Below are 17,641 nucleotides of genomic sequence, written 5' to 3' on the forward strand. Positions count from 1 at the left end.
GCCGGGGGATGTGCACGTGGTTACGGCCGCTGCCCCGGCTCGTCGACCACGGCGCGGCGCAGGACGGCGGTGTTGCTGGTGACGGTGCCCTCCTTCACGTCCGAGTAGTCCTCACTGGCCACGGTCCGCTGCCCCAGGAACTGGAAGGTGTTCCTGTCGAAGATCCACTCGTCCCGGCTGGGGTTGTCGGGGTCCTCCCGGGTGATCGCGACGCCCTTGCGCCCTGCGGCGTCGACCGCGTTCTCGACGATGGTCACCCCGGGGATCCTGGCGACCGCGCGGTAGAGCGCCGCGGCCTGCGCGGGCGGCACGATCGCGTTCCGCATCAGGCCACCGACCAGCACGAACATGGCCTGGTCGGGTTCCTGGCCGCTGTACTTGGGGGCGGTCTGACGCAGGTACTCGTACATCGCGTCGGGGTCGGTGGGCAGCGTCTCCAGGTGGCGGTAGAAGGAGGAGACCTCCCACCCGGGCCCGCCGCGCCTGACGTCGGGCTCGATCCGCATCGGTGCCTCCCCCTCCTCCAGCTTCAGCCCGGTGTGCTCGCCGTCCACCGTGACCCAGAGTTCCTGCCGGTGCAGCGGCGGGATCTTCGTCTTCATCCCCTCCCCGGTCCGGGAGTACGAGACCTTGCTGTCGATGTACACGAACTGGTCGTCCCGGATCTCGCCGTACCGCCCGCCCTGGTGCTCGGCCGCCAGCGCGATGTCCTCCAGCACCGCGACGGTCGCGCTGGACGGCGGCGCGGGCGAGTCGCCGCCGGACGGCACCGCCACGGTCAGTGCCACGGCGGTGACGGCGGCCACCGTGCCCGCGACCAGGGCGGGGCGCAGCCACCTGCGGCGGGGGTGGGCGGGGGCTTCGCCGGTGTGCCGGATCTCGGTCATCAGATGCTCCTTGAGGAGTCGGTGACGGCCCGGCGGAAGGTCTCGTTCGGGAAGCTGGTTCATCGGTTCCCCTCCCTGATGGGCCTGACCGCGGTGGTGCGGTCACCTTTCATCTGTCCGCGCCCCGAAGGCGGTTCCATGTGTTTCGCGAGCTTTGCCCGTGCTCGTGACAGCCGCGACCGTACGGTCCCCACCGGCACCCCCAGCGCCACCGCCGCCGCCCGGTAGTCCAGCCCCGACCACACGCACAGCGCCAGCACCTCCCGCTCGGCCCGCCGCAGCCGGGCCAGCGCGGTCCGTACGGCGGCCAGTTGCGCGGCGTCGTCCAGCCGCCCGGCGATCTCGTCGGCGAAGTCCCGCACCGGCTCGTCGCGGGGCAGCCGGGCCATCGCGGCCGCGTGCCGCCGGGCGGCGCGGCGGGTGTTGCGCGTGACGTTGGTGGCGATGCCCAGCAGCCAGGGCCGCACCGACCCGCCCTCCGCGTCGAGCCGCAAGCGCAGCCGCCAGGCGTCCAGGAAGGTCAGGGAGACGATGTCCTCGGCCGCCGCCCACTCCCCCGTGAGCCGGAAGGCGTGGTTGTAGACGGAGCGGGCGTAGGCGTCGAACAGTTCCCCGAAGGCGTCGTGGTCCCCCGCGCGGATGCGTTTCCGCAGATTCGTGTCCACGTCTCCTTGCCTGTCCGCACGACGAAGGCCGGTTCCCGTGACTCAGGTCACGGCAACCGGCCTTCTGTTGCTGCGGGGCGTCAGAACCCGACGGCCTGGAGCGCCCCGAGGCCGACGTCGGCGTAGGAGTGCTTGCCCGAGACGAAGATGTTCACGCCGTAGTAGTTGAACAGCCAGCAGCCGAAGGCGGCCAGCGCCAGGTAGGCGGCCTTGCGGCCCTTCCAGCCGGCGGTGGCGCGGGCGTGCAGGTAGCAGGCGTAGGCGACCCAGGTGATGAAGGACCAGACCTCCTTGGGGTCCCAGCCCCAGTACCGGCCCCACGCGTCGCCCGCCCAGATGGCACCGGCGACGATCGTGAACGTCCACAGCGGGAAGGCCGCCGCGTTGATGCGGTAGGAGAACTTGTCCAGCGAGGCCGCGGCGGGCAGCCGCTCAAGGACCGAGGAGGCGAAGCGGCCGGGCTTGCCGCCGCGGGCCAGCTTGTTCTCGTAGGAGTCGCGGAAGAGGTAGAGGACCGTGCTGACCGCGGCCAGGTAGAAGACCGCGCCGCAGAAGATCGCCGTGGAGACGTGGATGTACAGCCAGTACGAGTGGAGAGCGGGAACCAACTGGTCGCTGGCGGTGTACAAGACGGTGACGGCGAGGCCGAGATCGAGGAGGACCGTGGTGATCAGGAACAGCCCGATCCAGCGGACGTTCTTCTTCAGCGCCAGCAGCACGAGGTACGTCCCCACGGCGACGGTGGAGAAGGTGATGTTGAACTCGTACATGTTGCCCCACGGCGCCCGCTCCACCGAGAGGGCCCGCGCGAACACCCCGCCGAACTCCAGCAGAAAGGCGAGCACGGTGAGCGAGATGGCGATACGTCCGTAGAGGTCGCCCTTCTCGGTCCCGCCGTGCGCGCCCGGCCCGTCGGGCACGTCCCGCGCCCCGGCCTGCGCCCGCACGGTGACCTGCGGCCGCTCCAGCACGGCCGTGCCGCCCGCCTTCTGCACGGTCACGGCCGGACCGGCCTTGGCCGCCGCCCTGCCCGGGGTGAGCGCGGCGGCGGTGCGGGCCACCTTGCTGCGGCTGCCGAGGAGCCATTCGGCGATGTACGCGAAGAAGGCCAGGGTGTAGACGGCCATCGCGGAATAGATCAGCGTGTTGCTGAGGTTCGCGAGACTTTCGTTCGTCGCGGCGGCGAGAGTCACTTGTGGTCAGACCCTTCGGCAGGTACGGGGGATTCTGAGGGGTCGTCGGCATCGGGCGCGCCCGGTGCCTTCTCGTAGAGGATCGCGGCCAGCTCGCCCAGTTCCTCGGGCAGCTTGGCGGACTCGCTGCGGCCGAGCCCGGCCATCTCGACCACGGTGACGCCGTCCGGGCCCTCGGTCGCCCGCACCCACACCCGCCGGCGCTGGATGAACAGCGAGCCGGACAGGCCGAGGATCGCGATGACGGCACCGGCGAGCGCCCAGATGCCACCCGGCTCCTGCACGACCTGGAAGCCGGCCCACTCCCTGACCTCCCGCTCGAAGGTGATCGAGCCGGCGCCGTTCGGCAGCGTCAGGGTGTCACCGGGCTTCAGCTGCTTCTTCAGCAGCTCGCCCTTGTCGTTCTTGAACTCCTGGAGGTGGGTCTTGTCCAGCTGGTACACGCTCTGCGGGATGCCCGAGTTCACGCCGAGGTCGCCGTGGTAGGCGGAGACCGCGAGCATCGGGTTCACCAGCGCGGGGAACTGCGACAGCATCGTGCCGCCGCCGTAGGTCGGCAGGAAGAACAGGTTGAAGCCGAGCTGCTCGCTCTTGCCCCTGGCGTCCTTGTAGCCGTCCATCACCTTCACCACGCCGGAGGAGGTGACGTTCCCGTCGAGCGGCAGCAGCGGCACGGCGTCCTGGTAGACGACCTTGCCCTTGCCGTCGCGGACCGTGACCACGGGCGCGTAGCCGTGGCTGACCAGGTAGACCTTGGCGTCGCCGATCTCCAGCGGCTCGTTGACCTTGACGGTGGTCCTGCGTTCCTCGCCGTAGGCGCCCTCGCTGTAGGTCAGCTCCGCCTGGTAGGTGCGCGGGGTGCCCTTGTTGGGGCCGGAGGTCTCGTAGGTGCCGGTGAAGTTCTCCAGGTCGAAGCTGAACGGCTCCAGGTCGTCGTTGTGGAAGAGGCTGCCGGACTTGAAGTCGTCGTACTGGGAGAGGATGTTCGCGAATCCGTCGCCCTCCACGATCAGCTTGTTGCCCTCGGACTTGAACAGCTGGCCCCAGCCGAAGGCGATCAGCAGCACGATCAGCGCGATGTGGAAGGCGAGGTTCCCGACCTCGCGCAGATAGCCCTTCTCGGCGGCGACCGCGTCACCGGCGACATGGGCGCGGAACCGGCGCTGCTTCACGATCTCCAGCGCCGCCCGCCGCACCTCCTCCGGCTTCGCCTCGGTGCGCCAGGTGGTGTGCGCGGGCAGCCGGGTCAGCCGCCTGGGGGCGGCCGGCGGGCGGCCGCGCAGCTGCCCCACGAACTGCCAGGTGCGCGGGACGATGCAGCCGATGAGGGAGAGGAACAGCAGGATGTAGATCGCGGAGAACCACACCGAGCTGTAGACGTTGAAGAGGCCCAGCTTGTCGTAGAGCGGGGCCAGGGTGGAGTGCTGCTCGCGGAAGTCCTCGACCTTGGTGGCGTCGATGCCGGTCTGCGGGATCAGCGAGCCGGGGATCGCCGCCAGCGACAGCAGCAGGAGCAGCAGCAGGGCCACCCGCATCGAGGTGAGCTGCCGCCAGAACCAGCGGATCCAGCCGAGCACCCCCAGCGCGGGCAGGTGGGGTGCCTCCTCGCGCGGCGCGGTGGACAGCTGGGAGCCCGCGGCACCGAGGTCCTGGTCCGCGTCATGGCCCTTCTCCGGGCCCTTCTCCGGGCCCTTCTCCTGGCCTTCGGGGGCGCTGGTTGTCGTCTTGCTCATGGATCAGATCCCCACAGTGAAGCCGTCGGACCAGGTCTGCATCTCCTGCACGAAGCGGTCCCAGGCACCGGTCAGCAGCAGGACACCGGTGACGATCATCATCGTGCCGCCGATGCGCATCACCCAGACATAGTGGCGCTTGACCCAGCCGAAGGCACCGAGGGCCTTGCGGAAGGCGACCGCGGCGAGCACGAAGGGGAGACCGAGACCGAGGCAGTAGGCGACGGTCAGCAGGGCGCCGCGGCCCGCGCTGGCCTGCTCGAAGGAGAGGGCCTGGACGGAGGCGAGGGTCGGGCCGATGCACGGCGTCCAGCCGATGCCGAACAGCGCGCCGAGGAAGGGCGCCCCGAGGAGCCCGGCGGCGGGCCGCTTGTGGAAGCGGAACTCGCGCTGGGTGAGCCAGGGCATCAGGCCCATGAAGAACACGCCCATGAGGACCATCAGCACGCCGAGCACCTTGGACAGGGTGTCCTGGTGCTCGCGCAGCGTGAAGCCGAAGTAGCCGAACAGCGCCCCGCCGGAGACGAAGACGGCCGTGAAGCCGAGGACGAAGAGGGAGGCGCCGGCCACCATCCGCCCGCGCCGGGCCTCGGCGAGGTCGGTGCCGCTGACCCCGGTGACATAGGAGAGATAGCCGGGGACGAGCGGCAGGACGCACGGCGAGAAGAAGGAGACGAGACCGCCGAGCACGGCGATCGGCAGGGCGAGCAGCAGCGCGCCGTGCATCACCGTGCCGTTGTAGTCCGTCGCGGCGGCGAGAGTGGCGCTCACGTCACTTCTCCGCCAGGACCGGCTCGATCATGCCGCGCAGCTTGTCCTCGCTGAGGGCCGAGAGGGCACGCGCCGCGATCTTCCCGTCCCGGTCGATGACCAGTGTGGAGGGGATCAGCTGCGGGTTGAGGGTGCCCTTCTCGAAGCGCAGCATCAGCTTGCCCGTCGGGTCGTACAGGCTGGGGAAGGTGATCCCCTGCTCCTTCTCGAAGGCGAGCGCCGGGGTGACGCTGGTGTCGCGGGTGTTGACGCCGACGAACTGGACGCCCTGGTCCTTGACGTCCTCGTAGACCTTCTCGAAGTTCTTGGCCTCGATCCGGCAGGGTCCGCACCAGGAGCCCCAGAAGTTCAGGACCACGATCTTGCCCTGGTAGTCGGCGGTGCTGAGACGCTTGCCGTCGAGGGTCTCCCCGGACAGCTCGGGGGCCTTGGCGCGCTCGCCCTTGGCCGCCGTGGCGATGCCTTCCTTGCCGGTGACGAGGTTGGTGTCACCGGCGCCCGAGGTTCCCCCGGACGTGCACGCGGACAGCGTCAGCACGGCGACGGCGGCACCGGCGGCGAGCAGGGTGGTACGGCTGGCGGCACTCATGTGAAAAGTTTCGCATGCCCGTTCTGGGGATCTTGCGCACCCCCCTTACAGGTGGAAACCCCCATTTCAGAACCGCTTCCAGCCCCCGGCGGGCGCCTGGCCCACGCCGAGCGTGCGCAGCTTGGCCAGCACCTCGGGCCGCTGCACGTCCAGCCAGTCGGTGAACTGCCGGAAGGAGACCAGCCGGACGTCCTCGCCCTTCTCCTTCTCCCGCGCGATGTGCTTCAGCGCCTCCTCGACGGCGTCCATGTAGATGCCGCCGTTCCACTGCTCGAAGTGGTTGCCGATGAAGAAGGGTGCGCGATTTGTCTCGTATGCCCGCTTGAATCCCTGGATATAGGCCTGCGCCGACTGCTCGCGCCAGCCCGGGTAGTTGTGCGCGGGCGCGTTCGTGGAGTTCACGGACTGATTGGCGAGCATGTTGTAGTCCATGGACAGGACCTCGAACGAGCGTCCGGGGAAAGGTATCTGCTGAAGGGGGAGATCCCAGATCCCCTGCTTCTTGTCCGGCCACACCTGGAGGCCGCCGGGCGAGGAGGCGTCGTAGCGCCAGCCCAGTTCCCGCGCCACCGGCAGCAGGTTCTCCTGCCCGAGCAGACAGGGCGTACGGCCGCCGACGAGTTCCTTGTCGTAGTCGAAGGGCAACGACGGCAGATCGGTCCAGCCCGAGTTGGTCCGCCACTCCTTCACGAACGACTTCGCCTGATCGATCTCGCTGCGCCACTGCTGCGGCGTCCAGTGGGCGACGGAGCCGTGACCCTCACCGCAGAAGTGGCCGTTGAAGTGGGTGCCGATCTCGTGCCCGTCGAGCCAGGCGCGGCGGATGCTCTTCAGCGTGTCCTTGATGTGGTCGTCGGTGAGGTAACCGATGTCGGACGCGCCGCGCGGGTTGTTCGGCGGGTCGTAGAGCCGCTTCTTCGACTCGGGCAGCAGGTACAGCCCGGAGAGGAAGAAGGTCATGTGCGCGCCGTGCTCCTTCGCCAGGTCCAGGAAGCGCGGGAACAGCCCGTTGCCGACCTCGCCGGCCCCGTCCCAGGAGAAGACGACGAACTGCGGCGGCGTCTGCCCCGGCTCCAGGGGCTCGGGGGCCGGGGGCTGGTTCGGCTGCTTGCCGGTGAAGGCGGTGGAGCCGTCGCCGATCGGCCGGACGGGCTGCCCGCTCGGCCTGCCCGAGCCCTGGCCTTCGCCCTTGCCCTCGCCCTTGCCGGAACCTCCGGCGTGGGACGACCCGTCTGAAGGGGTGTGGGACCCGCACCCGGCGACACCGAACGCGGCGGCGGCCCCCGCGCCGAGTCCGATCGCTCCCCTGCGGCTGATGTGACGCATGCCATCCCCGTCCGTCGTGCTCTGTGGTGGTCACTCCCTCAGAGGGCACGACGAACGGGGTGGTTGCCCCGCATTTGTGCGCTTTTCGTAACAATGAGGCGTTGCGGGCTCTTTGCGTGTCTTACGCCCCGAACGCCTTGTCCTTCCCCTTCACCGGCCTGGCGCCGGCGCGGAGGTGGGCCGGGACGAGATCGATGGCGGGCTCGGAGTACCCGACCGAGACGATCCGGTTCCCGTCGTAGGTGAAGGACGTCAGCGAGGCGAGGGTGCACTGCCGGCGGCGCGGGTCGTGCCACAGCCGCCGCCGCTCGACGTACGACCGCACGATCCAGATCGGGAGCTGATGGCTGACCAGCACGGCCTCGTGCCCGCGGGCCGCGTCCTTCGCGGCGTCCAGCGCGCCCATCATCCGCACCACCTGGTCGATGTACGGCTCACCCCACGACGGCTTGAACGGGTTGACCAGGTGCTTCCAGTTCTCGGGCCGCTTCAGGGCGCCGTCCCCGACGCCGAAGGTCTTGCCCTGGAAGACGTTGTCGGCCTCGATCAGCCGCGCGTCGGTGGCCACGTCCAGGCCGTGCGCCGTGGCGATCGGCGCCGCGGTCTCCTGCGCCCGCTCCAGCGGCGAGGCGCAGACGTACGTCACATCACGGGAGGCCAGGTGCTCGGCGACCCGGTCGGCCATCCTCCGGCCCAGGTCGGACAGGTGGTACCCGGGCAGCCGCCCGTACAGGACCCCGTCCGGGTTGGCGACCTCGCCGTGCCGCATGACGTGGACGACGGTGATGTCACTCATCGCTCGGTCGCCTCCGCAGCCGCCCGGGCCGCCGCCGGAAGGGCATCGGCGATCTTCTGGAGGGCCCGCTCGTCGTGCGCGGTGGACACGAACCAGGACTCGAAGGAGGACGGCGGCAGGTAGACACCGTTCGCCAGCAGCGCGTGGAAGAACGCGGTGAAGCGGAACGACTCCTGCGCCTTGGCGTCGTCGTAGTTCCGCACCGGCCGGTCCGTGAAGAACACGGAGAACATGTTGGAGGCGTTCTGCAGCGTGTGCGCGACGCCCTCCTTCGTCAGGGCCTCGCTCACCATCGCCTGGATCTGCTGCGAGACCGCGTCGACCCGGGCGTACGCGGCGTCGTCGAGCAGCCGCAGCTGGGCCAGCCCGGCGGCGGTGGCGACCGGGTTCCCCGACAGGGTGCCGGCCTGGTAGACGGGTCCGGCGGGGGCGAGATGCGCCATGACGTCGGCCCGCCCGCCGAACGCGGCGGCGGGGAACCCACCGCCCATGACCTTCCCGAAGGTCAGCAGATCGGGCACGACCCCGTCCACCCCGAACCACCCGGCGCGGCTGGTCCGGAACCCGGTCATGACCTCGTCCGAGATGAAGAGCGCGCCGTTCTCGGCACAGACGTCCTTCAGCCCCTGGTTGAACCCGGGCATCGGCGGCACGACGCCCATGTTGCCGGGCGAGGCCTCGGTGATCACACAGGCGATCTCCCCGGGGTGTGCCTGGAAGGCGGCCCGCACGGCGCCGAGATCGTTGTACGGCAGCACGATCGTGTCCCCGGCCTGCGCACCCGTGACACCCGGGGTGTCGGGCAGCGCGAAGGTGGCGAGCCCGGACCCGGCGGAGGCGAGCAGCGCGTCCACGTGCCCGTGGTAGCACCCGGCGAACTTGATCACCTTCGACCGCCCGGTGAACCCGCGGGCGAGCCGGATGGCCGACATGGTCGCCTCGGTGCCGCTCGACACCAGCCGCACCTGCTCCACCGGCGCGACCCGGGCGACGATCTCCTCGGCGAGCGCGACCTCGCCCTCACCCGGCGTGCCGAAGGAGGTACCGCGGGCGACGGCCTCCTGCACGGCGGCGATGACCTCGGGGTGCGAGTGCCCGAGGATCATGGGGCCCCAGGAGCACACCAGATCCACGTACTCCCGCCCGTCCGCGTCGGTCAGCCAGGCCCCCTGGCCCGACACCATGAACCGGGGCGTCCCGCCCACGGCGCGGAAGGCGCGCACCGGGGAGTTCACGCCGCCGGGCGTGACGGCCGCCGCACGGTCGAACAGTGCCTGCGAGACAGGCGCTTCGTATGAATAGGGCAGTTCGCTCATGACCTGCGACTTCTCCGACTTCTCGGACTCCGGTTGCTGGGTGACCTCCTCAGGGTAGGCGGCCGGAGAACCAAGCGTCGGCCCCACCCATCTGCGAGACTGGGCATGGCTTGGTCAGAGGGGCCGACTCCCACCCCGAGGATCGTGCGGACCGGCGTGTCCCGGCACGTTTCGCCGCGCGGCCGTGGGGGAGGTCACTGACACGATGATCGGGTTGCGCGGCGGGGGCCACGCGTCCTAGAAAAGCAGTCGGGTGGAGATATGCATCGCGGTGGCGGACTGGGCGAGGGGACTGATGACCTGGGTCCTCGACGTGCCCGGCGGGGAAGGCACCGACGCGACGCGGAGGACACGACCGAAGCACGGCAGGCACGGGATCTACCGAGTGAACCCGAGCGGATCGACCGACGTATGGACGGACGGATCGATCGTCTCGGCGCGGGGAGCAGAAATGGTGGTCGGGTGGGGGTGACGTACAAGTACTTCGGCGCGCCTGACGGCGCGACCGCGGCCCGCGTCCCCATCTCGATGCGCCCCGAGGAACTCGGCGGCGACGAGCTGGGCATGAACGGCATGTTCACCAAGATCAAGCCGGAGACCATGGCCGCGATGGTCCTCACGGGCATCGAAGGCGTCCCGCTCCACAAGGTGCCGCCCCTGGAGCTGGTGGTCCTCCACCCCGACTACGCCGTCGTGAAACTCCCCATGACGGTCGTCGACCCCCTCCGCGGCATCGGCGAGGAGGCGGTCGGCGCGGCCGCCTTCATCTGGTCCACGGTCCCGGACCGGGGCGGCCCCCGGGACGCGTTCAACGTGTACCAGCTGCTGCACGAGTGGCAGGACTTCAGCCATCGGTTGCATGAGGCGGGGCACCAGCCTTATTGCCTTGTGTGGCCCTGAGCTGGGGTTTCTCGGGTGGCGGGCGGGGTTTTCGGACCCCGCCCTCGTCATGCGCCAGGAGGGGCCTTCAGGCGGCCAGGGCACATTGGGGGCACATTGGTTTCGCCGGGGGCACTGATGTGCCCTGGCCTTGCGGTGCCGGATCCTCGGTGAAGGCGTCGTCGATCGCCTTGCGGGTGCGGGTCTCGCTGGACGGGAGCAGGTGCGTGTACGTCCGCAGGGTGAAGCCAGGGTCCGAGTGGCCGAGGTACTCGGAGAGCGCCTTGATGCTCTCGCCCGCGTCCAGGAGCACGGAGGCGTACGCGTGCCGGAGGGCGTGCATGCCGTCTTCCGGGGCCGCCTGGAGGTAGCGCGCGCCACGCTTGCGCGGAGGGATCACGCCGGCGGCGGCAAGGGCGCGCTTCCAGTCGCCCATGTTGAAGACGCTGCGGTTGTAGGCCCGCCCCTTCTTGTCGACGAAGAGGAGACGGAAGGACTTCGGCTCACCGTCCGGCTTGGCCCAGGGCAGGGTGACGTCGACCGGCCGGAACTCCTTCATGTGGGCTTTGAGGGCGGCGGCAAGTTGGGCGGGTAGGGGCACCGATCGGATCTTGCTGCCCTTCGGGAGGGCGAAGACGGGCTTCGTGCCGACGAGCCGCACCTGGCGGTTGACGTGGATCCAGCCGCCCTTGAAGTCGATGTCCTCGACGGCGAAGCCGAACACCTCGCCTTGGCGCAGGCCGCAGCCGAAGGCGAGCTTGCCGCCAGTCTGGAAGCGCTTCGGGAGTCCGGCTATGACCGCGCGCACGCGCTCCAGCGACCAAGGGATGATCTTCTTCTTGATCGCAGTCGGGAGCTTGACCGACTTCGCCTTGCAGGGGTTGCTGAGCATCAGCACGCCCGCGCCCTGCGCGGCGCCGTACGGGCCATGCTTCGCGAGCCCGCTCCCAGGGACAGCGCCGCCCTGGCGATGTTCCTGGATGCCGCGATCCTCGTCGTCATCGCCGCTGCCCGCTGGCACCAGCTGCGCCGCCAGGACCAGCAAGTCGCCGCAGTCCACCAGAGTCTGATCCACCTCCAGGCCGCTTACGAGGAGGCAGCAGTCGCACCACTGGCTGCCCTTACTCGGCGCCGGCCACCCCAGCAGGCCGTGGAACGGCATATCCGCTACGTACGTCAAGCTGTGCCGGGGCACGCCGAGCAGGTCGTGGAAGACCCTGCCTTCGAAGTCCTCACTGCCGCGCTCGCCGAGGCCGAAGCCGTCGGCCACGACCCGGAGCGACTCCTCCGGCAGGCCGCCAGTCACCGCGCACTGGACGACGCCCGTTCCCCCGCAAGGACCCTGGCCTGGCGTATGCAGCGCCTCAGCGCAAGGGGGGCACCCGGTGCGCAAACGCGTAACTCCGCCGCGACCGGAAGCACCCCGCCCGCACCGACACAGCGGCCTTCGGTACACCAGTCCCCGCCGGGTGGACAGCGCCACCGGTGACCCGTAGTCGGCCGCCGGAACCAGTCCCAAGACCAGTGCTCATACGCGATCGACGGACGCGGCCGGTCCTGGGCATCGGTACGGACGGGAAAATCACGCACGCCAGAGAAGCGCTTGTGCAAGAACTTGTACATCAACTAAAGTCCACTCGACAGTGAAGTGCTCCAATGCGAAGTCCGACCAGAGGAGTCGTCCGCATGAGTGTGCCTCTTTCACCCTGGGCGACCGAGGTGTTCGGCAAGCAGGCGTTGGCAGTTCGCGTGGGCCTCGGGCAGGCGTTGCGGAACATGCAGGCCAACGCCCAGGCTGCCCAGGAGCAGACCGATTCGCGCACCAATCACACGTACGGCTCGGCCCGGTGGCAGGGCCAGTTCGAGCGGGTGTGGGAGGAGCTGAAGGATCTGCCGGGAGCCGTTCCCGTCAAGCCCTTCGGGTTCCCGTTCGAGCTTGTGATCGTCGGCCGCGGTCTGATCTATCCATTCCTCTATTCGAAGACCAAGTCGGACGTACGCACTGCTCGCATCCCTCGTGAGTCCCGGTTGGTGAGGGAACTGTTCACCTTCGCGCCCGAACCGGCCCACGTGCAGGACGCCTTCGACTTCGACGGCTTCGGTGAGAGTGGTGAGGTGGTGGAGCCGCGCGGTGCTCTCGCGTCCGTGCCTTCCGGCACCCGCCTGATCCTGGTGCCCTTCGCGTGCAATGCCTCCGAGCTGCTGGAGGCCCACTGGGGCATCGCCGCACTGGGCGCAGAGCGGCGCTTGGAGTGGGAAACGGACCCCGAGCGCCTCCCCCTGCCCGACACGGTCACCTCCCACGGGCAGCGGCTGATGACCATCCCCAAGCAGCCGACGGCCTCCGAGCTGGAACTGACCAGTTTCGACGGCGGGGCAGAGCCGACCCTTACGCTGTCGTCGCGTGCGAACGTGGACCAGCAGCCTGACGTTCCGCCACTGACCGAAGCAGAGCCGGCCTACGACCAGACCAGCGAAGACGATGCGAACCATTAAGCAAGACCTCATCCCGGGCTTGGAGGTGCGCGGCACCACGCCCCGCGCCATCTCCGACGGCTTCGATCCCGCTCGGCTGACACAGGCACGTCGGCTGGCCGAGATGACGAAGAAGGACGTCGCCCATGCCCTTGGGGTGACCCCCGCAGCCGTGGGCCAGTACGAGACCGGCGTATCGCGCCCTCGTCCCGACCTGATCCCCCGCCTCGCCGAAGTCCTCGGCGTCCCTGCCACTTTCTTTCTGGTCGGGCGTCCGGCCAACCGGCTTGACTCCTCCATGGCCCACTTCCGCAGCTTGCGCAGCACCCCGAAGTCCCAAAGAGAACGGGCGCTGGCCTTCGCCGAACAGGTATGGGAACTCACCTACGCCCTCGAACGGCGAATCCAGCTCCCTCTCGTCAATCTGCCCGGCTTCGCCGGCGGTGAAGTCCACCCCGGAGCAGAACTGCCCACGGACCCTGCCGCAGCAGCACGCGAGCTGCGGCGGCTCTGGGACATGGGAGACGGCCCCGTCACCCACCTGGTCCGACGCATGGAATCCCACGGCATCGTGGTCGTGATGCCTCCCGCATCCGACCCCTCGGCCGCCACCGTCGACGCATTCTCCACGCGTGCAGCGAGGCCGCTTGTGGTCCTCACCGCCAACCGCGCTGACGACGTCTACCGCCACCGTTTCACGGCCGCCCATGAACTGGGGCACCTCGTACTCCACGGGGACGCCACCGGTGACAGCCGTCAGGAGAAGGAGGCCGACGCCTTCGCCGCCGAGTTCCTCACTCCGCAGGACAGCATCCTGCCCCTCTTGCCTAAGCGAATGGACCTCGCCCGCCTGGCCGAACTCAGGCAGGTTTGGGGCGTCTCCATCCACTCACTCGTCTACCGGTGTCGTGAACTCGGGCTCATCTCCGATGCCACGACAAGCCGTACTTACCAACGCCTCCGAGCGCTGGACGGCCAGCCTGGCTTCATTCCGGAGTCGGTTGCGAACTACTCCGGCGAGCAGCCGTCACTGCTGCGCCAAGCCTTCGAGCTTGCCTGCAAGGAAGCTGATCTGTCAGTGGCTGCGCTGGCGCACGAGCTGGCCTGGACGACCAAGCGCGTCCGAGAACTGCTCGACGTCCAGGAACAGCGCCCCGTTCTACGTCTCGTACAGTAGCGGCTCAGTCACGCCCAGGCTTCAGGGAAGCGCGGCTCCTAGTCGGGCAGCCAGTCGGTTCGCCAGCGCCCCGGGCCCGATCTTGCTCAGGGCCCAGAGGCTGCTGGTCCATCGGCTCCACTGCCAGAGCGGGTCATCGGCATCCACAGGGGTGTGGAAAGGCAGCACGGGGATGCCGTGGGCATCGAAGGGACCCACATTGAGGTAACGCAAGCCACCGGGGCCGCACAGATAGTGGGTGCTGCCGGTGGCGGCGGCGAGGTCGGCAAGGCGCTCGGACCGGTTTTGGCGGGTCGGGATCTCGCTGCTGTCCAGCACTTCCCCCGACCAGCCAAGAGCCGTGAGCAGGGCAATCGTCGATGTTTTCGCGACGCCTGCCACGCATTCTGAGGTGTCGAGTGTGTCCAGGACCGCCTCCAGGACTTCACGCACGGCACCCCAGTGGCGGCTACGGCCGTAATACTGGCGCACGAGCAGTTCGACCGTCCGGCGCGAGCGGCAGGGATCAACAAGCCGCGCCTGGCCGATCAGCGTCGGGCGTCCATGTGGAAGGTGCGTCGGGAGCGTGAGCCACTGCTGCCGACCAGGATCGTCCAAGGCGGCCAATCGGGCGCGGTGCTGGAAATCGCGCCGGGCGAACTGCACGTCGGTCAGGACGATCCACCGGTCGGCGGCGAAGAGCTTCGCCAACGTGGACAGCCGTGGGAACAGGTTCGGCTGGTGGATCGCGCACACCCCGCCCGACGAGCTGACATGGGGTGGCTCAGGTGCTGATGAGGCGGCTGTCGAAGCCGGCGCCCAGGAGGCGCTCGTACGCGTCATATACATCCCCCGGTACGTGCTGCTCGACGGCGAAGCCGAGCTTCGGGTACTCGATCACCCGTTGCAGGTCGCCGACAAGCATGTCGACGACGAGCCTCTCGTCGCCGATGGACTTGATGTAGTCGTCCAGTTCCAGCGGCTCTGAGGCACAGACGACCTCTGCCTCGGGCCACAGCTTGCGGCAGGTCGCGTACGAACGGCGCTCCATGTACGGCTTGGAGATCAGCAGCAGCGACTCGACCGCGATGCCGGCCTCGGCCAGCAGCTCACGGGAGAAGGTGATGTTCTGGCCGGTGTTGGCCGCCTTCGACTCGACCAGGATCGCTTCGTCCGGAACGCCCAGGCTCAGGGCATGCTCGCGATAGTGGACGGCCTCGCCGCGCGGGAAGCGGGCGCGGGTGGTGGGGCTGTTGCCGCCGCTGAAGACCACGACCGGGAAGAGGCCCGCACGGTAGAGGTCGGCGGCTGTGGCGGCCACGCCCAGGTCGTGGCTGCCCAGGCCGATCGCCGCCGAGCAGGGCCGCTGCTCGTGGCCCATCTGGTGGTAGTTCCAGATCAGCGTCGCGTCGTGGAATTGCTCGTCGGTGATCTGGCGCTGCTCGTGCTGCGGCACTTGCACTCCCTGACTCATCCCTGCTGGCCTCTTCGGATGCCCTCGATGCTGCGCAGCTGGTGGCTCAGCCCGTACTGCTGGGCCACCTGCGCCGCCTGATCGAGGACGGACAGCCCATCATTCCGGGTCGCCGCGTCCGACAGAAGGATGTGCCCGTAGGCGGTGTCCAGCCGCACCCGCTGCATCGGGGAGTCGACCGTGCCGTTGGTGCGCGCGATTTCGATGTAGTGCAGGGCCTGCTTGAGGTCGCCTGCGCCGCGATGGGCCAGGGCCAGCTTCTGGTGGGCGACCGACCAGTCCTCCGGCTCGCCCAGGTCCTCGAAGGCACGAGTGGCAGCCGTCATCACATTGGTGGCGTACTCGTTGTTGCCCTCCTTGCTCAGGGCCGTGCCCACCCAGAGCCGAGCCCTGGCTCGGTCGCGGAGGCTCAAGCGCTCGTCCCCGGCGAGGAGGTCGTACTGACGGGCGGAGGCTTCCAGCTCGCCAGACATCTCCTGGACAACAGCGAGAGAGAGCTCGATCTGGGCCACTCGGCGCGGGATGGCGAGCTCGGTGAACATGCCGCGAGCAGTCAGGTAGGAGTGCCGGGCGGCGAGCGGGCCGAGGATCGCACCCTGGTCCCGTTGCAGGTCGCCGAGAAGCACGAGGGAACGGCCGTAGAGATAGAGGCCCTTGTCATCCAGGTCATGCGGCTCGTGTCGAGTCAGCCAGCGGTTCAACAGCGAGGTGGCAAAGGAGAAGTTCTGGCGGCTGACACAGACCACAGCCCGCTCGATGTCCTCGGTCCAGGTCTCGTAGTCCGCCGGCCGCGCGCTCTTCCTGTGGGGGGAGAGCAGTGCCTCGAACCTGGCCTGAGCAGCGGAGTTCGCGCGGGCCAGTGCCGTGTCGAGGATGGCCTGGGTATCCGGGCGGGGCTGGGTTGCGATACCGAGGCTCTCCCACTTGGCGACCGTGCGCAGCGCGACACCGAGGTGCTCGGCGAAGGCGCGCGTGCTCATACGCAGCGCGGCGCGCAGGGCGCTCGCTTCCCGGCCTGTCCATTGCTGCACGCTGACCACGGATGACCCCCCTCCGTCACGTACGGAAGCACTGTCGGTGACGACGTGGGGCGGGAAGTGCAACGGAAGTACAACAGCAGGTCATTTCGAGGCCGTTCACGACGGCCGACGCTGTGGGCATGGACGACGACCTCATCACCGAACGCCGCTCCGTCGCCTGCCCCCAGGTCTTCGGCTACCTGCGTCATGTCACCGGCGGCCCGGCCCGCCACTCGGCGCTCGTCGACTGCCTCACCGAGTACTGCCGACTGCATGAGCTGACTCTGTGCGGCGTGTTCACCGACCGCGAGGCGACCGTGGCCGTCCGCTCTCCCGCCTTCGTCGGCCTCCTGGACGCACTCGAATTGCCCGATACGTACGGCGCCGTAGTCCCTGCCCTCAGCCACCTCGGCCCAAAGCGCGTCGTATCCGAGCGACAGCGTCAGATAACAGCAACAAACACCCGTCTGATCATGATTCGCCCCATCAGGCCGACGACGGAACGTGCGCCTCGGTTCGGTGTGAGCCCCGGCCTCCAGCGCCAAGGGGATACGTGATGTCCGTCCGTGAAGCGCTGCGTAGCGCACCCATGGTCAACGACGTGCCCGGACTCCGCCTGCTCCGAGTCGGCGACGGCTGGGACCTCGTACGTGCCCCCGCAGCGGTCGGCTTCCTGGCCCTGGCCCACCTGCGGGCCACGGGCACGGCAATCGGCCCGGTGCTGTACGACGGGCCCAACGAACGCCTCTACTACGCCATCGACACCGGTACCGCCGGGAGTTGGAGCGACTTACCAGTCCGGCATCTCACCACCAACTCATGGCTCGTCGCGCCAGGAATGGAACGGATCGACGACTGGTTCGGCGGCTGGTGCGAGCTGCCCGACGACGACACCCTTACCGACGCCCACGCCCTCCGTGCCGCACTCCAGCACCCATACGTCGCCACCGCCCTGGAGACGGTTCGATGACCAGCCGCGCGATCGTCTGCCACAAGGAGTGGACCCTCCAGCCCGACCGGGAACCCGACGCCGAGCCCACCACGTACGCGATGCAGTGCGCGGTCTGTGGCGAGACCTCACTGCCCGGTACCGACTTCGCCGAACCGCAGAGCTGGGTGTTCACGCACGGTGGCCGCAATCCCTCGCACCATACGTACCGGGAGATCATCACCCGCCCATGGAGGGCCTGGTGGAAGCTGTGAACCGCCGTGTCGCTGCCCAGGTTGCCCGGGCCGCCCGTTACGCCGGACCACTGCTGATCGTGCTCGTGTCCGCCTCGTGCGGCTTCGTGATCGACGTGGCCGCCTCAGCCGCACGGATCACGCCCTGACCCGCGATTCGCGAAGGGATCCACCGGCCGA

Annotated in this window: 19 protein-coding genes; 6 read left to right on the forward strand and 13 right to left on the reverse strand. The window is 68.9% G+C overall.

Annotated elements, in window-relative coordinates; translation table 11 throughout:
• Positions 1-20 precede the first annotated feature (20 nt).
• The 9 genes from VE614_RS11015 to hemL form a co-directional block, all read right to left on the reverse strand.
• The gene (locus VE614_RS11015; protein ID WP_324935220.1) at positions 21-950 is read right to left on the reverse strand and encodes a CU044_5270 family protein; all 930 of its coding nucleotides are present in this window, start codon (positions 948-950) and stop codon (positions 21-23) included.
• Positions 947-1,552, reverse strand: a complete 606-nt coding sequence (locus VE614_RS11020) for an RNA polymerase sigma factor (RefSeq protein WP_324935222.1) — start codon at positions 1,550-1,552, stop codon at positions 947-949. The genes VE614_RS11015 and VE614_RS11020 overlap by 4 nt, the downstream gene beginning before the upstream one ends.
• A gap of 80 nt (positions 1,553-1,632) precedes the next feature.
• On the reverse strand, positions 1,633-2,745 hold the full coding sequence (ccsB, locus tag VE614_RS11025) for a c-type cytochrome biogenesis protein CcsB (protein WP_324935224.1): 1,113 nt from the start codon (positions 2,743-2,745) through the stop codon (positions 1,633-1,635).
• Positions 2,742-4,478, reverse strand: a complete 1,737-nt coding sequence (gene resB, locus VE614_RS11030; RefSeq protein WP_324935226.1) for a cytochrome c biogenesis protein ResB — start codon at positions 4,476-4,478, stop codon at positions 2,742-2,744. The genes ccsB and resB overlap by 4 nt, the downstream gene beginning before the upstream one ends.
• Positions 4,479-4,481: 3 nt before the next feature.
• A complete protein-coding gene (locus VE614_RS11035; RefSeq protein ID WP_052414125.1) occupies positions 4,482-5,204 on the reverse strand; it encodes a cytochrome c biogenesis CcdA family protein in 723 nt (240 codons plus the stop codon).
• A gap of 46 nt (positions 5,205-5,250) precedes the next feature.
• On the reverse strand, positions 5,251-5,838 hold the full coding sequence (locus VE614_RS11040; protein ID WP_324935228.1) for a TlpA disulfide reductase family protein: 588 nt from the start codon (positions 5,836-5,838) through the stop codon (positions 5,251-5,253).
• Between the two features lie 66 nt (positions 5,839-5,904).
• Positions 5,905-7,164: a hypothetical protein gene (locus tag VE614_RS11045; protein WP_324935230.1), complete on the reverse strand. Its 1,260-nt coding sequence runs from the start codon at positions 7,162-7,164 to the stop codon at positions 5,905-5,907.
• A gap of 121 nt (positions 7,165-7,285) precedes the next feature.
• Positions 7,286-7,960: a histidine phosphatase family protein gene (locus VE614_RS11050; protein WP_324935232.1), complete on the reverse strand. Its 675-nt coding sequence runs from the start codon at positions 7,958-7,960 to the stop codon at positions 7,286-7,288.
• Positions 7,957-9,276, reverse strand: coding sequence for a glutamate-1-semialdehyde 2,1-aminomutase (hemL, locus tag VE614_RS11055; protein ID WP_324935234.1), 1,320 nt, complete (start codon positions 9,274-9,276; stop codon positions 7,957-7,959). Before hemL ends, VE614_RS11050 begins: the two co-directional genes overlap by 4 nt.
• Before the next feature lie 462 nt (positions 9,277-9,738).
• Here hemL and VE614_RS11060 point away from each other — a divergent pair, with 462 nt between their 5' ends.
• A complete protein-coding gene (locus VE614_RS11060; RefSeq protein WP_003974483.1) occupies positions 9,739-10,176 on the forward strand; it encodes a hypothetical protein in 438 nt (145 codons plus the stop codon).
• Positions 10,177-10,243: 67 nt separating this feature from the next.
• Here VE614_RS11060 and VE614_RS11065 read toward each other — a convergent pair whose 3' ends face one another.
• Complete coding sequence (locus tag VE614_RS11065; protein WP_324935236.1) at positions 10,244-11,425, reverse strand: site-specific integrase; 1,182 nt, start codon at positions 11,423-11,425, stop codon at positions 10,244-10,246.
• A 416-nt stretch (positions 11,426-11,841) separates the two neighbouring features.
• On the opposite strand from VE614_RS11065, the gene VE614_RS11070 reads away from it, so the two are divergent.
• Together VE614_RS11070 and VE614_RS11075 are read left to right on the forward strand one after the other, a co-directional pair.
• Positions 11,842-12,651, forward strand: a complete 810-nt coding sequence (locus VE614_RS11070) for a hypothetical protein (RefSeq protein WP_324935238.1) — start codon at positions 11,842-11,844, stop codon at positions 12,649-12,651.
• Complete coding sequence (locus VE614_RS11075; protein WP_324935240.1) at positions 12,638-13,807, forward strand: XRE family transcriptional regulator; 1,170 nt, start codon at positions 12,638-12,640, stop codon at positions 13,805-13,807. Before VE614_RS11070 ends, VE614_RS11075 begins: the two co-directional genes overlap by 14 nt.
• 21 nt (positions 13,808-13,828) lie before the next feature.
• Here the strand turns inward: VE614_RS11075 and VE614_RS11080 are convergent, their stop codons facing one another.
• From VE614_RS11080 to VE614_RS11090, 3 genes are read right to left on the reverse strand one after another with little or no spacing between them, the layout of a single operon-like run.
• A complete protein-coding gene (locus VE614_RS11080) occupies positions 13,829-14,542 on the reverse strand; it encodes a WbqC family protein (protein WP_324935242.1) in 714 nt (237 codons plus the stop codon).
• 28 nt (positions 14,543-14,570) lie between these two features.
• Entirely contained in the window at positions 14,571-15,260 is a 690-nt protein-coding gene (locus tag VE614_RS11085; protein ID WP_324935244.1) for a YdcF family protein, read from the reverse strand.
• On the reverse strand, positions 15,257-16,300 hold the full coding sequence (locus tag VE614_RS11090) for a hypothetical protein (RefSeq protein WP_324935245.1): 1,044 nt from the start codon (positions 16,298-16,300) through the stop codon (positions 15,257-15,259). Before VE614_RS11090 ends, VE614_RS11085 begins: the two co-directional genes overlap by 4 nt.
• A gap of 119 nt (positions 16,301-16,419) precedes the next feature.
• On the opposite strand from VE614_RS11090, the gene VE614_RS11095 reads away from it, so the two are divergent.
• From VE614_RS11095 to VE614_RS11105, 3 genes are read left to right on the forward strand one after another with little or no spacing between them, the layout of a single operon-like run.
• Positions 16,420-16,836, forward strand: a complete 417-nt coding sequence (locus VE614_RS11095) for a hypothetical protein (protein ID WP_324935247.1) — start codon at positions 16,420-16,422, stop codon at positions 16,834-16,836.
• A complete protein-coding gene (locus VE614_RS11100; RefSeq protein WP_324935249.1) occupies positions 16,836-17,249 on the forward strand; it encodes a hypothetical protein in 414 nt (137 codons plus the stop codon). The genes VE614_RS11095 and VE614_RS11100 overlap by 1 nt, the downstream gene beginning before the upstream one ends.
• Positions 17,246-17,482 carry a hypothetical protein gene (locus tag VE614_RS11105; protein ID WP_324935251.1) on the forward strand — a complete coding sequence of 79 codons (237 nt, stop codon included), beginning with the start codon at positions 17,246-17,248 and terminating at the stop codon, positions 17,480-17,482. Before VE614_RS11100 ends, VE614_RS11105 begins: the two co-directional genes overlap by 4 nt.
• Positions 17,483-17,641: the final 159 nt, after the last annotated feature.

This window comes from Streptomyces sp. (genome assembly GCF_035645055.1).
Classification (GTDB): Bacteria; Actinomycetota; Actinomycetes; order Streptomycetales; family Streptomycetaceae; genus Streptomyces.

Bases quoted from the DNA above. Each gene is read 5' to 3' on its own strand.
- VE614_RS11015 (WP_324935220.1), bottom strand. From the start codon at position 950: ATGAACCAGCTTCCCGAACGAGACCTTCCGCCGGGCCGTCACCGACTC.
- resB (WP_324935226.1), bottom strand. From the start codon at position 4,478: ATGAGCAAGACGACAACCAGCGCCCCCGAAGGCCAGGAGAAGGGCCCG.
- VE614_RS11035 (WP_052414125.1), bottom strand. From the start codon at position 5,204: ATGCACGGCGCGCTGCTGCTCGCCCTGCCGATCGCCGTGCTCGGCGGT.
- VE614_RS11040 (WP_324935228.1), bottom strand. From the start codon at position 5,838: ATGAGTGCCGCCAGCCGTACCACCCTGCTCGCCGCCGGTGCCGCCGTC.
- VE614_RS11045 (WP_324935230.1), bottom strand. From the start codon at position 7,164: ATGCGTCACATCAGCCGCAGGGGAGCGATCGGACTCGGCGCGGGGGCC.
- VE614_RS11050 (WP_324935232.1), bottom strand. From the start codon at position 7,960: ATGAGTGACATCACCGTCGTCCACGTCATGCGGCACGGCGAGGTCGCC.
- hemL (WP_324935234.1), bottom strand. From the start codon at position 9,276: ATGAGCGAACTGCCCTATTCATACGAAGCGCCTGTCTCGCAGGCACTG.
- VE614_RS11070 (WP_324935238.1), top strand. From the start codon at position 11,842: ATGAGTGTGCCTCTTTCACCCTGGGCGACCGAGGTGTTCGGCAAGCAG.
- VE614_RS11075 (WP_324935240.1), top strand. From the start codon at position 12,638: ATGCGAACCATTAAGCAAGACCTCATCCCGGGCTTGGAGGTGCGCGGC.
- VE614_RS11085 (WP_324935244.1), bottom strand. From the start codon at position 15,260: ATGAGTCAGGGAGTGCAAGTGCCGCAGCACGAGCAGCGCCAGATCACC.
- VE614_RS11095 (WP_324935247.1), top strand. From the start codon at position 16,420: ATGGACGACGACCTCATCACCGAACGCCGCTCCGTCGCCTGCCCCCAG.
- VE614_RS11100 (WP_324935249.1), top strand. From the start codon at position 16,836: ATGTCCGTCCGTGAAGCGCTGCGTAGCGCACCCATGGTCAACGACGTG.
- VE614_RS11105 (WP_324935251.1), top strand. From the start codon at position 17,246: ATGACCAGCCGCGCGATCGTCTGCCACAAGGAGTGGACCCTCCAGCCC.